This is a genomic window from Pantoea alfalfae (assembly GCF_019880205.1).
GTDB lineage: Bacteria > Pseudomonadota > Gammaproteobacteria > Enterobacterales > Enterobacteriaceae > Pantoea > Pantoea alfalfae.
In genome coordinates this window covers 1178619-1192009 of record NZ_CP082292.1, presented here as the reverse complement: position 1 = coordinate 1192009, position 13391 = coordinate 1178619, and the positions used below count along the sequence as shown (strand labels likewise).

Here is a 13391-nt window from a genome sequence, read left to right as displayed (position 1 = left end):
CGATATGACGTGATGAAAGAGCGTAAATCCGAAATTCATTTTTCAGATAAACACTCATGGCGCGAGTTTAGAAATAGTGGGTCAGCCAAAGGAAATGATAATATGTAACCATATGTAACAGGATAAAGTTGCCAACAAAAATCTTATACTGATTTGATACATAAGATTTTTCTTAAGATTCTGCTTGTGAGGCGCATGATAGCTGGGAATAAAAAATGTTTCAGTAAGTAGTTCATTGCGGGATTAAGCAGAAAAATGACCCATAGCTAAAAAGTGCGGTTAATGCTTTTTTTACAGGATCACGGCAGAAAGTGAAAACGGGAACCCACCCAAAAAGGTTAGTTTTTATAGTAAGAAATGTTAATGATTTGTGGCGCTATTATGCGCTGCTAATATTTCTGTTACCGCTAAGAAGTTCATCGACTTTCCCGACGACACGCCGAGGGCGTCATGCCATAAACCTGCCGGAAACGATGGCTGAAGTGGGCTGAAGAGTGGTAACCACACTGAAGGGCAATATCGGTCAGCGTCAGCTCGGGCCGCTCAAGCAACATCCTTGCACGATCCATACGACGGCGCATCACGAACTGGTGTGGTGCCTCGCTAGTGGTATGACGAAACATGCGGGCAAAGTGAAACTCACTCAATGCCGCTTCCTGCGCCAGCACCGCCAGGGTTAAAGGCTGATCGAGATGGGTTTCAATAAATTCCAGAACCCGCCGTAATACCACTGGAGCGAGTCCACCCCGCACCTGGGGCAGTCGCCATTTAACTTCACTGTAGTGCTGCAGCAGATGGGTCAACAGGAGTGTTGATGCGCTGCTCAGCGTCAGCTGGCTGGCGGGCTGTTGCCAGTCGCTGCTCAGCAGAAAGTGTCGATAGAGCTGGGTAATGCGGTCATCAACAGAAAAGATTTTCTCATGCAGGTTTAACTGCGCCGGATTACGGTCCCAGACCCTTTCGGCCAGTTGCCGCAGCTGGTTCTCGCTGCAATAGAGATGAACAAAGGCGAGATCCGCACGCAGATCCCAGGTCGATTCCGTGCCAGCCGGCATCAGACAGAAGCGGTCCGGTGCGCCACCGTTACGCCAGCCATGCGGGGTTTTATGCCAGGTATCGTAGCCGCCCGCTACGTAAAGGCTCAGCGTGTGATGATCGCTGAGGTTTGTCACGCGATCGCCACTATTGAACCAGGCTGCCAGCTGAATGCCGCTGTGAAGCTGCACCTGATCACGCAGTTGTGCTTTGTGGCGTTGCAGCATTTCAAAGGTCTGATAGGTACGCATTGGAGCATCAGTTCAGATAAACAGAAGGCCAGTTTACGGATTGCAGGGGACAGAAAACAGGCCATATCGGGACGGGCGGCAAAAATGCGCAAGATTTTGCAAACCTTGCGCAATCCGCTGCAAGACCAGGGAGCGTTGCGGGTGCAGACTCGGCGTTTTAGGGTGGAGAATCTGGCAATGAACCTGTTTTTGTATCTCTCAGTCGTGCTGATCTGGGGCACGACCTGGATTGCGATTTATGCGCAACAGTCTGCGGGCATAGGGGCCGTAACTGTCGCTGTCTTCTGGCGTTTTTTGCTGGCCTCGCTGGTCATGTTATTGCTGCTTAAGCTGATAAAGCGTCTGCACAGGCTGACGCTGCGCGATCATCTCTTCTGCATGCTCCAGGGCTGCAGCGTCTTTGGCTTCAACTTTGTCTGCTTTTATTACGCTTCCGGCTATATCAGCAGCGGACTGGAGTCGGTCATTTTCTCGATGGCCGTGATGTATAACGCCATTAACAGCTGGATATTTTTCCGTCAGCGCCCTTCCGCACGTCTGATTCCGGCCATCGTGCTGGGCATGGCAGGCATTGTGGCGTTGTTCTGGCACGATCTGCGCAGCACGCAGGCCTCTGCCGGGCTGATGTGGGGCATTGGGTTAAGTGCGCTGGGCACACTGGGATTTTCATTCGGCAATATGATCAGTCAGCGGCATCAGCGTCTGCAACGTGACGTGCTGACAACTAACAGTTACGGCATGTTATACGGTGCGCTGATCATGGCACTGGTCTCGCTGCTGCAGGGTGTTTCGCTGCAGCCGACATGGAATACACAGTGGTTTGGGGCATTGCTCTATCTGGCTATCGTGGGATCGGTGATGGGTTTCGGCGCTTACTTCACACTGGCGGGACGCATCGGCGCCAGTCGGGCTGCCTATACAACGGTCCTGTTTCCGCTGGTTGCGCTGGCACTCTCTACGCGCTTTGAGGGGTATGAGTGGCATGTCAGCGCCATCCCTGGCCTTGTCATGATTCTGCTGGGCAATATCGTGATGTTTGCCCGCTGGCCGGCAAGCCATTGCCGGGTCACTACCTGACACGGAGCGGGCTCAGACCCGCGTCCGGATGGGCATTACGCCCACTGCTGCTGAAGAAGTTTCTGTGGTTGATTGATCGCTTTACGCGCAATCCAGTAAAGCAGAACACGCTCATCGTCACTATCACGATCGGCCATCGACAGCAGTTTTAATGCCAGCGTCGATTTGGTCACAGGCTGTTGTTCTGTACTGAGTTCAATCACCGCCTGACCGATGATGCAGCAAACGTCATCCTCACTGGTACTGGATTCATATGTCCGGTCTTTCATATTTCCTCCTGTTAAGTGAACTGTAAGCATGGCAAATAATCTGTAAACCTGCTCACAGAAAGAGCTATCTGAAACATTATCTTACGGCTAATTACGCTTAATCATTAACATGCCACTTTGCTTACTAGTGACGCAGTGTCGCGCCCCCTTTTGATGTCATTCATACCGCCTGAATGGCATTTCATTCCCTGATACGTTCCGTTCATACCTTTGCTGCTCACGCGCGCGAATCACTGTTTTATTCTGACCGCAGTTTCCAGATTCCCGGACGGGAGAGATAAATTATGAACCAGACTCAACAGGCGTCTTACCAGCGTTCCCGCTGGCTTACATTGTTCGGAACGGTTATTACTCAGTTTGCGCTGGGGTCAGTTTATACATGGAGTTTGTTTAACGGCCAGCTGTCACAGAAGCTGGATGCACCGATCAGTCAGGTCGCATTTTCCTTTGGCCTGCTGAGCCTGGGTCTGGCTATCGCCTCTTCACTGGCCGGAAAATTACAGGAACGTTTTGGCGTACGCCGCGTCACTATTGGCGCGGGTGTACTGATGGCGCTGGGCTTCTGGCTCACCGCGCAGGCTAATAACCTGATGATGCTCTACTTCAGTGCCGGACTGTTGGTTGGTCTGGCCGATGGCGCCGGTTATCTGATGACGCTCTCAAACTGTGTGAAATGGTTCCCGGAGCGTAAGGGGATGATCTCGGCCTGTGCAATTGGCGCTTACGGCCTTGGCAGTCTGGGATTCAAGTTTATCTGCGGAACACTGCTGGTGACGGTCGGTCTGGAGCAAACCTTTATGATCTGGGGCGTGCTGGCCATGTCGATGATTATTCTCGGTGCGCTGCTGATGCGTGAAGCGCCACTGCAACAGACCGGAACCACCGCTAAAGGTCAGCAACATGCGCGGGATTACACGCTGGCCCAGTCAGTGCGTCTGCCGCAGTACTGGATGCTGGCGCTGATGTTCCTGACCGCCTGTATGAGTGGACTCTATGTGATAGGGGTTGCCAAAGATATCGGCGAAGGTCTGGTGCATCTCTCCACGCAGACTGCTGCCAGCGCGGTAACGGTGATTGCAATTGCCAACCTGAGTGGCCGTCTGGTGCTGGGTGTGCTCTCTGACAAAATGCTGCGCATCCGGGTCATTTCGCTGGCGCAAATTGTGTCGCTGATTGGTATGAGTGTGCTGCTGTTTACCCGGATGAATGAGGTCACCTTCTTCCTGTCACTCGCCTGTGTGGCCTTCAGCTTTGGCGGGACCATTACGGTGTTCCCGTCGCTGGTCAGTGACTTCTTTGGACTCAACAACCTGACAAAAAACTATGGCCTGCTCTACCTGGGCTTTGGTATCGGAAGCGTGCTGGGATCGCTGGTCGCCTCGCTGTTTGGTGGTTTCACCGTTACCTTCAGCCTGATTATGACGCTACTGGTCATCTCCCTGTTTCTGTCGCTTACCATTCGCCTGCCGCAAAGTCCCGTCACAACAGAACCTGTGTTGCAACGTCACTAATCACGGGCAACGACCACGGGCCGCCATTACGCGGCCCGTTAACGTTTAGCCGCGGAATCGCGGCTCTGCTATTCCTGCCACCGCGACGTCCACGGCAAAGATATCGCCGGACTGCGGATAGCGCGCCAGTTCCTCTTTGGTGCGATCTTCACGTGAACTGGTAATAAACAGCGTTTTAAGATCGGCCCCGCCAAAGGCCACCATGGTTGGCCACTTCACCGGCAGCAGAATCTCATCGACAATGTCACTGCTCTGCGGATCGATACGCACCACGCGTCCGCCATCAAACTGTGCTGACCAGTAGAAACCTTCGCTATCCACCGCGGCACCATCCGGTAATCCACCTTTCGCGTCGAAACGGCGGAACAGGGTGCGTTCGCCCGGTTCGCCCTGCGCGTTTAATGGATAGCGATAGAGCGATTCATTCGGCGTGTCACTGTGATACATCCAGCGCCGGTCGGGAGAGAAGGCCAGCCCATTGGAAATTTTAATATCACGCGCTTTGACCTCCAGTTTCAGGTCAGGCGTCACGCGGCACAGCAGCCCGCCATTTTTATCCTGCGGTTCCCACAGGCTGCCGCACCAGAAGTTACCCCACGGATCCACACGGCCATCATTAAATCGACTCTTAGCGGCCACACCGGGATTCTCTGCAATCTTTTTCTCGGGTTTACCCTGCGCATCCAGCAGCCAGACACCGTTGCGCAATGCGGCTATCAGCCCGCCCTGCTCACGCAGACCGATGCATCCCACCTCTTCCGCCTGCGGGAAGGTTTGCAGTTCACCGCTGACCGGATCAAAACGGTGAATGGCGGATGCCAGAATATCGACACAGTACAGCACCTGTTCTTCCACTGACCAGAGCGGGCATTCGCCCAGTTCAGCCTGTAAAGCCAGAATATTTTTTACGTTATGCGCCATGTTTCTCTCCCATTGAAATGACATGCTAATAATGTAGTGGTAAAAACTTTCAAATGAGAATTATTTTCGCTTGATTTTAAGACTATTCTCTTTGATAGTATTTATTATTCAGTTGATTCCGATTTTTTTATTTCCTGCCGCTGAAGAACAGAGCGATCTGAAATATTCCGTCATATCTTCTTAAATAACTCTACAAAGCCTGCATCTTCACTCCACTTTTACAGCGTAGTGTCATAGTCATTGGAAAAGAGGAGAAGCTTCCGATGAAGAGATTAATTAAAGTCGCTTCGGTGGTTGCGCTGATGACCTTATTAAGTGGTTGTATCATCAGCCCCAGACACGACAATGGCTGGCATCGCGGGGGTGGCGGCGGATATCATGGAGGCTACTATGGAGGTTATCACGGTGGGTATCATGGCGGTCACCATCGCCGCTAACGGGCAAAGATGTCACACAGCATAAAATAAAAGCAGTAACTTTAAGGGCGGGATAATTATCCCGCCCGTTTTATTTAGCTTTTCACAGCATAATTACACTGGAACCACGCTTTCTGCAGTCCCGGAATATGACTCTCCTGCGCAGGTAACGCCTCGACTTTATCAAAGCCTTTATTGCTGCAGTAATTCGCCAGATCAATATCCATTGCATCACGATTGACCTTTACCGGGTCATAACGGTACTGCACGGTATTTGAGCCTGGATCTTCATCAACGCGTTCAAATGCCCCGGGTTTGCTGGCGGTACATCCACTCAGCAGAATCAGCGCCAGTGCGCCGGTAATTAATTTTTTCATTTAGTTATCCTCACGTTGTCACGCAGTGTATGACGCAGCATGCCACGCATCCATAAGATTAATGCGCGAAAAATCAAAAATTGAGAAGCTTTAGCCGATTAATTCAATACGATTAAACGGCTATTACTATCAGTCCAAAAGTGACAGGATATATTCAGACCAAACGAAGACTGCACCACACCAGGAAATGCCAAAAATAAAAATCTGCTCCTCTCTCTTCCCTGCCCGCGTTTAGCGGGCTTTTTTTCGCCCGCTAAACGCGAGTTTACTGGCCGGTCAGTGCCACCATTTTACGTAACAGGTTAGCGGCGCGCTTATCAGGTAATGCCAGAACGGCGCTGTAGAGGTCAATTGACATGGCACATAGCGAAGAGCGATCCACCGCCGTGTCGGCAGGCATATTCAGTTGCTGCAGTTTGTCGCCCCACTTCAGATAAAGCCGGCCGACAATCTTTTGCAGATCATCCTGCGCCTGAGCCTTATCAAGGGGCTGCTCGGGTGGCGGACTATTGAGCAGCAGCAGCTCCATGGCATCGGCCTCTTTCTGATTCAGCGAGGCTGGAAGTGTGGTCTGCAAATTGATGCCACCACTGACCTGCGGATAGAGATAACGGAAGCAGAGGCCCGGATCGATCTGGTTCAACGCGCGCATTTCTTCTACCGAGACGCTGATATAGTTAACGACCGCCGCATCTGTTCCGCGCATCAGTCGCTGATTAATCACCTCAATCAGCCAGCCACGCAGTTCACCTGTCGCCCTTTCAGGCTGCTCGCCCGCACGGATCCGCCGGGTCAGCTCCTGAGTCAGCAACAACCATAATGCTGGTTCCTGCGTCTGCAATACCCGATAGCCCGGCATCTTTGCCAGCTGATTCACCGCCTGCTCATGCTGAGCAGTCTGCTGCTGATGCGGCGCGACCCAGCTGAACCAGAGCAGATTTGCCAGTATCAGTGGCAACAGAAAGAGGATCAGCCCCTGCCACAAACGCAGCCGGGTGGTTCTGATCAGCACAATGATAATCAGCGCCAGCAGCGTAAACGCGGCCAGCGTAATAAAAAACAGAGAGTTCATGCTGCGCGATTAATCCTTACGCACATCGATCAGCACAGGACAGTGAGCACGCTCAATAACTGATGCGCTGACCGAGCCTTTTAACAGCCGATTAAAAGAGGAGAGATGGCGACGTCCCATGATAATCATGCTGGCTTTAAGCTGTTGCGACTGGGCAACGATGGTGTCTGCTGCGTCACCCGCCAGAATCATGCCACGCGCATTAATGCCCGCGCGCAATAACGGTGCCAGCGCATGGCGCACCACCATTTCCGCCGTATTCTGCTCATCCTGCGCCGCCACAAAATCGGCGGGATCTTCACCTGCATCGATTTCCATTGGCTGATTGCAGGAGGAGTAAGCAGGATCAACACAGCACAGCACCACCACATCGGCGCGATGCGCCAGCGCTTCTTCAATGGTTAAGGCAACCACTTTCTCCGCGACCGGAGAGTGATCAATAGCCATCAGCAGGGTTTTCATCAGATGCTTATCCTTCTATCGCGGCGACTTTGCCGATTTCACGCACCAGAGCCTCTTTGCACTTCAGCATCTCGTCACGGAAACGGGCTTCGTGACGCAGAAAACGTGCAGAGGGCACCAGCAAAGAGACAGAAAAGCGACCAAACAGTGTATCCAGTGCAAACGCCATGGTAGAGATACCTTCCAGCGTTTCACCGCGATCCACAGCGATACCGGTTTCGCGCACTTCCCTGATAAGTTGCAGCAACTGCGGCAGCGTTTTCACCGTCATATCGGTTAATTCCTGCCAGCCCTCACCGACAATCGTCCGCACATCTTTTTCACACTCCAGCGCCAGCAGCGCCCGTCCACCGGAGGTGCTGTAGAGCGGCAGATTGAGTCCCATATGCGGAACCACCCGCAACTCCCGCGACGCCACCACGTGGTGAATAATCGCCAGCTGGCTGCCGCTGGCGCGCGCCAGTGAAACCGTCTCATTGGTGTCGGAAGAGAGTTTTTCCAGTAGCGGACTGACCAGATCGACCACGTCGGTGTGGACGCTGGAGATCAGTTTTAACAGTGCCGGACCCAGTCGCAGTCCACCCGCCCCGCTGCTGCGCACCAGCTCGGCGCTGTCGAGTGCGGCGACAATGCGCTGCACCGTTGAACGGGGGAGTTCTACCGCCTGAGCAATCTCGCCAAGGCTCATGCCGCCCGGCTGTTCGCCCAGCGCATTTAGAATTTTTGCCGCACGTGCGATGACCTGAATGCCGCCCGTTTTTTCATCCTCACGGCTGGAGGGTTGATGTGCCATAGCGTCGTCCTGTTTGAGCTGCCTTACTGTAGCGCGAATGCCGCACTTTTTACAGTCTGTACCACATTGCAATACAGCATACCGGGATGTAATATTATGCCCTGTATCACATCGCAGTACACTGCATCATAATAATGAGATCGCCTGCAATGAACGCTAAGCCAGCCGCCGCGCCGGCCCCTCATCCTTTTACTTTTCGACTGGCGTTTGGCCTGGTCGGCGTGCTCATTGCTGCGCTGACCTCCGGGCTGAACGATCGCGTCAGTGATATCGCGCTGGCAGATATCCGGGCTGCCATTGGCATCGGTTACGATCAGGGTAGCTGGATTATTTCCGGTTATCAGGCCGCAGAAGTCGCTGCCATGATGATCGCGCCCTGGTTTGCCGTCACTCTGTCGCTGCGGCGTTTCACCCTTGGCGTTTCGTCGGGATTTATGCTGACCGGCATTCTGCTGCCGCTGGTGCCTGACCCAACGCTGTTTATCAGCCTGCGCGTGCTGCAGGGCCTGTTTGGTGGCGCACTGCCGCCGATGCTGATGACCGTCGCCCTGCGCTTTCTGCCGCCGCCCTTTAAGCTGTTTGGTCTGGCGGGCTATGCCCTGACCGCGACGTTTGGCCCCAATATGGCGGCCTCACTGGCGTCGTTATGGACCGATCATGTCAGCTGGATGATGGTGTTCTGGCAGGTCGTGCCATTAATGCTCATTGCTATGGTGATGATTAGCTGGGGGATACCGCAGGACCCGCTGCGTCCTGAACGCTTCCAGCAGATCGACCTGTTCGGCATGGTGACCGGCTGCAGTGCAGTCTCGCTGCTGGTTCTGGTGCTGACCCAGGGTGAGCGCCTGGACTGGCTGAACTCCCCACTGATCGTCGGTATGTTACTGACCGCGCTGCCGCTGCTGCTGGTTTTCCTGATTAATGAGTGGTTTCACCCGCTGCCTCTGTTTAAATTGCAGATGCTCCGCCGGCCAAATCTGGCGCATGGCTTACTGGGGCTGGCCTGCGTGCTCATCCTTGGGCTTTCTGGTTCTGCGCTGCCGTCGGCCTATTTTGCGCAGGTCAGCGGCTTTCGCACCCTGGAGTTTGCCCCGCTGGCGCTGGCAGTGGGCCTGCCGCAACTGCTGATCGCACCGCTGATTGCGGCCCTGCTGAATATCCGCTGGATCGACTGCCGCTGGATGCTGACGGCGGGCGTCGGCCTGCTGGTAACGTCCTGTCTGCTGGGCTCGCAAATCACCAGTGAGTGGGCGCGCCAGAATTTCTGGCTGCTGCAGATTCTGCAGGCGTTCGGACAACCGATGATTATTCTGCCGATACTGATGAGCGCCACCAGCGTGGTGGCTCCACCGGAAGGCCCGTTTGCCTCGGCGATGTTTAATACGGTGCGCGGCTTCTCCAGCATCGCCGCCTCTACGCTGGTTGAGGTTTTCCTCTCCCATCGCGAGCAGTTTCACTCCAGTATCCTGATTAATCAGGCCGCCAGTCGCAGCTGGCTGATGACAACGCCGACGGCCAGTCAGGCCAGCAGCAGCTTGCCGCTGTTGCCGGATGGCAGCATCAGCGCCAGCGAAAATCTCAGCGGATTCGCCACGCTGGTCCGGCATCAGGCCACGGTACTGAGTCTGAGCGACAGCTGGCTGATGCTGACCGGTTTTGCCGCGTGCCTGTTACTGCTTACCGCCATCCTGCCAAAACGGGTCTGGCCGCCTCAAACTTTGCTTCAAAACCCTTCCCGGAATAACTGAATATGCGTGCTTTCGAAATGAGAAGAACTCTGGTGCTCACACTGCTGCTGCTGGTGTTACTGGCCATCGCTTTTGCAGTCTGGTCAATGATGAGCGGCAACGATCACCGTACCAACGACGCTTACGTCAATGCGGACTACACCCTGGTGGCACCGAAAGTCTCCGGCTACATCAGCAATGTGCAGGTGCAGGATAATCAGCAGGTCAAAGCCGGCCAGTTGCTGGCAACGCTGGACGATCGTGACTATCGGGTGGCGCTGGAGAGTGCCGAGGCTGACCTGCAGGTGAGTCAGGCGAAACTGCTGAGCAGCCAGGCACAGCTGGAACAGCAGCAGTCGGTGATTGATCAGCAGAAAGCCAGCGTCGCGGCCAGCCAGGCGTCCGCGCAGTATGCCGGACAGAGCGCCGATCGCTACAACCGACTCTATAAAAGCGGCACTGTGGCCGCCGACGATCAGCAGAAAGCCAGCTCGAACCAGCGTTCAGCACTGGCAGCCGTGCATCAGAGTCAGGCTGCGCTGACGTCGGCAGTGAAACAGGTCGGCGTGTTACAGGCGGCGGTGCGTTCAGCGGAAGCGGATGTTGCCGCAGCTAAAGCCAGCGTCGATCAGGCCAGGCTGAACCTCTCCTACACGCGTATTACGGCGCCCGTTGACGGCATGGTGGGTCAGCGCTCGGTGCGGACTGGCGCTTACGTGTCAGCCGGAACCCGTCTGCTGGCGGTAGTACCCCTGCAGCAAACCTACATTACCGCTAACTACCTTGAAACGCAGCTAAGCGATGTGCGTCCGGGTCAGCGGGTACAGATTCGTGTCGATGCCCTGCCAGGCAAGACCTTCACCGGCCACGTGGACAGCATTGCGCCGGCCACCGGGGCAACTTTTTCCGCGATCGCCCCCGATAACGCCACCGGCAACTACACTAAAGTCGTTCAACGTCTGCCGGTTAAAATTGTGCTGGATAGTGACCAACAGCATCTGGCTCAGTTACGTGTCGGCATGTCGGCGATCCCGGACATTCAGGTGCCGTAAAATTGTGAGCAATATCTCAGAACGGACCTATTTCATTTAGGCAGGATTACGCGTAAATTAGCGCCTGATCCTGTTCTGAGTTATTCAGATCGACCCGGAAATGAGCAGACCATGACTGAAATGGTGATCTCTTTTCCACAGCTGTTCGCGTTGCACTGGTTTGGGATCGCCATCATCGTAACCGCTCAGAGGAGTTGCTTTGTGAAATATGCCTTGATGGGAATATCTTTTTTCGCGTTACTTTGGTTCGGAACCTTTGTTCTGCTGCTGAAGTAATGGCGTGACAGTGCCGCCACGGGGCGACCCTTGCGTCGCCCCTGCTGGCTGTCAGTTCTCTTCTTCTGTTTTCATGCTGCCTGGCAAAACGCCATCGGCACGAAACATCGCTTTAATTCCCCGTATTGCCTGACGAATGCGATCGCTGTTTTCAATCAGTGCAAAACGCACGTGCGTATCACCATAGTCGCCAAACCCGATACCGGGTGAAACACAGACTTTCGCCTCCTGCAGCATATGTTTGGCAAACTCCAGGGACCCCAGATGCGCATAGTGGTCCGGAATTTTTGCCCAGACATACATTGAGGCTTTCGGGTTATCTACCATCCAGCCCGCTTCATGCAATCCCTTGACCAGCACATCTCGACGCCGTTTATACTGCTCTGCGATGTCGCGAACACACTGTTGATCCCCTTCCAGCGCTGCAATCGCCGCCACCTGCAGCGGCGTAAAGGTGCCGTAGTCATGGTAACTTTTGATGCGTGCCAGCGCGGCGACCAGCTCTTTGTTGCCCACCATAAAACCGATGCGCCAGCCCGCCATGTTGTAGCTTTTTGACAGGGTAAAGAATTCGACGGCGACATCACGCGCGCCCGGCACCTGCATAATCGATGGCGCTTTCCAGCCATCGTAGACGATATCGGCATAGGCCAGATCGTGGATCACCAGCACGTTGTATTGTTTTGCCAGCGCAATTACCCGCTCGAAAAAGTCGAGCTCCACACACTGTGCGGTGGGATTAGACGGGAAGCCAAGGATCATCATTTTTGGCTTGGGGTAACTCTCGCGAATGGCGCGTTCCAGCTCATTGAAGAAGTCGACACCCGCCACCAGCGGCACTGAGCGTACCTGCGCGCCAGCAATCACCGCACCGTAGATATGAATCGGATAGCTAGGGTTTGGTACCAGCACGGTATCACCGTGGTCCAGCGTCGCCAGCATCAGGTGTGCCAGCCCCTCTTTGGAACCGATAGTAACAATTGCCTCAGATTCAGGATCGATTTCAACCTGGTAGCGATCGGCGTACCAGCGCGAAATCGCCCGGCGCAGACGCGGAATACCGCGTGAGGTGGAATAACCGTGGGTGTCGTCGCGCTGCGCTACCTGACATAACTTTTCGACGATGTGCGGCGGGGTCGGACCATCAGGGTTGCCCATTGAAAAGTCGATGATATCTTCGCCGCGCCGGCGCGCAGCCATCTTCAGTTCAGCGGTGATGTTGAAAACGTAAGGGGGTAAACGTTCAATACGTGAGAAACGACGGGGTGTGCTATTATCAGCCATGATGACCTCTGGATTACGTAAGCGCCCGGACCATCCGAGCGACGCGGGTCACTGCGGTGACCCGTTACGAACATAACGCGGTGAGGATCATTTTGTCGAGGGGCAGAAAATATTTTTATTTTTGTGAATTCAGGCGTCCCAGCAGCCAATCGTTCACCCAGCAGCCGTTCAGTAGATAATTATCCCGTAGCGTGCCCTCCATCTGGAAACCGTTTTTCTCCAGAATCCGGCGTGACGCCCAGTTACCTTCAACCACCATCGCCTTGAGTTTATGGAAATCGGCTTCAAGCAGAAACTGACACAGCGCCGCCAGCGCCTCGCTGCCATAGCCCTGTCCGCAGTGGCGATGCAGCAGCATATAACCCACCTCGGCCTGACGGTGTGGCTCCCACTCGGGGCTGCAGCCAAACAGGCCAATTGGCTCACCGCTATCGCGTCGCCGTGCCACCAGACAAAGCATATGAAAACTGCCTGGCTGCCATGGAGCCAGACGCGCGGTGAAGCGCTGGCGAATATCCGCTTCATCGGGGATCTCGCTCACCCACGTCATCGTGTCGCGATCTTCATGGACAGCACGAAACAGTTGCCAGTCTTCTGGCTGTAATTTATTCAGGGTTAATCTGGCGGTGACAAGTTGCATCTGCTGCTCCCGATGGGCCAGTTTTCCAGCTGTCGCTGGCACGCGTCATCGCGCAACATAGCAAAACGACACCGCAGCGACCAGCGTTCGCAGGCTGAAAAACTGTTCCCCTTTATTGCACTCAACCTTTCCTCTTTTTATGCACAGGCCTCAAAAATTGATCTGAAACATGAAGTCCCGGCGTGATGGTGCGGGGCGCTAGCGGTTCGCGATCACATTTTTTATCAT

At 54.4% G+C, this 13391-nt stretch carries 14 protein-coding genes; 5 read left to right on the top strand and 9 right to left on the bottom strand.

Going from position 1 to position 13391, the window contains the following annotated elements; genetic code table 11:
- Window positions 1–416: 416 nt before the first annotated feature.
- On the bottom strand, window positions 417–1286 hold the full coding sequence (locus K6R05_RS05715; RefSeq protein WP_161735049.1) for an AraC family transcriptional regulator: 870 nt from the start codon (window positions 1284–1286) through the stop codon (window positions 417–419).
- Between the two features lie 177 nt (window positions 1287–1463).
- Here K6R05_RS05715 and K6R05_RS05710 point away from each other — a divergent pair, with 177 nt between their 5' ends.
- Window positions 1464–2363 (top strand): DMT family transporter, encoded by a 900-nt coding sequence (locus K6R05_RS05710; protein WP_222925170.1) that lies wholly within the window; start codon window positions 1464–1466, stop codon window positions 2361–2363.
- 35 nt (window positions 2364–2398) lie between these two features.
- On the opposite strand, the gene K6R05_RS05705 is transcribed toward K6R05_RS05710, so the two are convergent.
- On the bottom strand, window positions 2399–2632 hold the full coding sequence (locus tag K6R05_RS05705; RefSeq protein ID WP_090958994.1) for a hypothetical protein: 234 nt from the start codon (window positions 2630–2632) through the stop codon (window positions 2399–2401).
- Between the two features lie 284 nt (window positions 2633–2916).
- On the opposite strand from K6R05_RS05705, the gene K6R05_RS05700 reads away from it, so the two are divergent.
- Entirely contained in the window at window positions 2917–4143 is a 1227-nt protein-coding gene (locus K6R05_RS05700) for an L-lactate MFS transporter (RefSeq protein ID WP_222925169.1), read from the top strand.
- Window positions 4144–4188: 45 nt separating this feature from the next.
- On the opposite strand, the gene K6R05_RS05695 is transcribed toward K6R05_RS05700, so the two are convergent.
- From K6R05_RS05695 to K6R05_RS05675, 5 genes are all read right to left on the bottom strand, one after another.
- Window positions 4189–5064: an SMP-30/gluconolactonase/LRE family protein gene (locus K6R05_RS05695; RefSeq protein ID WP_222925168.1), complete on the bottom strand. Its 876-nt coding sequence runs from the start codon at window positions 5062–5064 to the stop codon at window positions 4189–4191.
- Window positions 5065–5575: 511 nt separating this feature from the next.
- Entirely contained in the window at window positions 5576–5857 is a 282-nt protein-coding gene (locus K6R05_RS05690; protein WP_222925167.1) for a putative periplasmic lipoprotein, read from the bottom strand.
- Window positions 5858–6122: 265 nt separating this feature from the next.
- Window positions 6123–6929 carry a hypothetical protein gene (locus tag K6R05_RS05685; protein WP_161735063.1) on the bottom strand — a complete coding sequence of 269 codons (807 nt, stop codon included), beginning with the start codon at window positions 6927–6929 and terminating at the stop codon, window positions 6123–6125.
- 9 nt (window positions 6930–6938) lie between these two features.
- Complete coding sequence (locus K6R05_RS05680; RefSeq protein ID WP_013358635.1) at window positions 6939–7391, bottom strand: universal stress protein; 453 nt, start codon at window positions 7389–7391, stop codon at window positions 6939–6941.
- 7 nt (window positions 7392–7398) lie between these two features.
- Window positions 7399–8184, bottom strand: a complete 786-nt coding sequence (locus K6R05_RS05675) for an IclR family transcriptional regulator (RefSeq protein ID WP_222925166.1) — start codon at window positions 8182–8184, stop codon at window positions 7399–7401.
- Window positions 8185–8333: 149 nt separating this feature from the next.
- On the opposite strand from K6R05_RS05675, the gene K6R05_RS05670 reads away from it, so the two are divergent.
- The 3 genes from K6R05_RS05670 (at window position 8334) to ypdK (ending at window position 11239) form a co-directional block, all read left to right on the top strand.
- Window positions 8334–9932 (top strand): MFS transporter, encoded by a 1599-nt coding sequence (locus K6R05_RS05670; RefSeq protein WP_222925165.1) that lies wholly within the window; start codon window positions 8334–8336, stop codon window positions 9930–9932.
- Between the two features lie 2 nt (window positions 9933–9934).
- Complete coding sequence (locus K6R05_RS05665) at window positions 9935–10963, top strand: HlyD family secretion protein (RefSeq protein ID WP_222925164.1); 1029 nt, start codon at window positions 9935–9937, stop codon at window positions 10961–10963.
- A gap of 201 nt (window positions 10964–11164) precedes the next feature.
- A complete protein-coding gene (ypdK, locus tag K6R05_RS05660; RefSeq protein ID WP_099257831.1) occupies window positions 11165–11239 on the top strand; it encodes a membrane protein YpdK in 75 nt (24 codons plus the stop codon).
- Window positions 11240–11290: 51 nt separating this feature from the next.
- On the opposite strand, the gene alaC is transcribed toward ypdK, so the two are convergent.
- Window positions 11291–12523, bottom strand: coding sequence for an alanine transaminase (alaC, locus tag K6R05_RS05655; RefSeq protein ID WP_222925163.1), 1233 nt, complete (start codon window positions 12521–12523; stop codon window positions 11291–11293).
- A 115-nt stretch (window positions 12524–12638) separates the two neighbouring features.
- Window positions 12639–13163 (bottom strand): GNAT family N-acetyltransferase, encoded by a 525-nt coding sequence (locus tag K6R05_RS05650; protein ID WP_161735077.1) that lies wholly within the window; start codon window positions 13161–13163, stop codon window positions 12639–12641.
- Window positions 13164–13391 lie beyond the last annotated feature (228 nt).

Bases quoted from the DNA above. Each gene is read 5' to 3' on its own strand.
- K6R05_RS05710 (WP_222925170.1), top strand. From the start codon at position 1,464: ATGAACCTGTTTTTGTATCTCTCAGTCGTGCTGATCTGGGGCACGACC.
- alaC (WP_222925163.1), bottom strand. From the start codon at position 12,523: ATGGCTGATAATAGCACACCCCGTCGTTTCTCACGTATTGAACGTTTA.
- K6R05_RS05680 (WP_013358635.1), bottom strand. From the start codon at position 7,391: ATGAAAACCCTGCTGATGGCTATTGATCACTCTCCGGTCGCGGAGAAA.
- K6R05_RS05670 (WP_222925165.1), top strand. From the start codon at position 8,334: ATGAACGCTAAGCCAGCCGCCGCGCCGGCCCCTCATCCTTTTACTTTT.
- K6R05_RS05695 (WP_222925168.1), bottom strand. From the start codon at position 5,064: ATGGCGCATAACGTAAAAAATATTCTGGCTTTACAGGCTGAACTGGGC.
- K6R05_RS05690 (WP_222925167.1), bottom strand. From the start codon at position 5,857: ATGAAAAAATTAATTACCGGCGCACTGGCGCTGATTCTGCTGAGTGGA.
- K6R05_RS05665 (WP_222925164.1), top strand. From the start codon at position 9,935: ATGCGTGCTTTCGAAATGAGAAGAACTCTGGTGCTCACACTGCTGCTG.
- K6R05_RS05685 (WP_161735063.1), bottom strand. From the start codon at position 6,929: ATGAACTCTCTGTTTTTTATTACGCTGGCCGCGTTTACGCTGCTGGCG.
- K6R05_RS05705 (WP_090958994.1), bottom strand. From the start codon at position 2,632: ATGAAAGACCGGACATATGAATCCAGTACCAGTGAGGATGACGTTTGC.
- K6R05_RS05715 (WP_161735049.1), bottom strand. From the start codon at position 1,286: ATGCGTACCTATCAGACCTTTGAAATGCTGCAACGCCACAAAGCACAA.
- K6R05_RS05700 (WP_222925169.1), top strand. From the start codon at position 2,917: ATGAACCAGACTCAACAGGCGTCTTACCAGCGTTCCCGCTGGCTTACA.
- K6R05_RS05650 (WP_161735077.1), bottom strand. From the start codon at position 13,163: ATGCAACTTGTCACCGCCAGATTAACCCTGAATAAATTACAGCCAGAA.
- K6R05_RS05675 (WP_222925166.1), bottom strand. From the start codon at position 8,184: ATGGCACATCAACCCTCCAGCCGTGAGGATGAAAAAACGGGCGGCATT.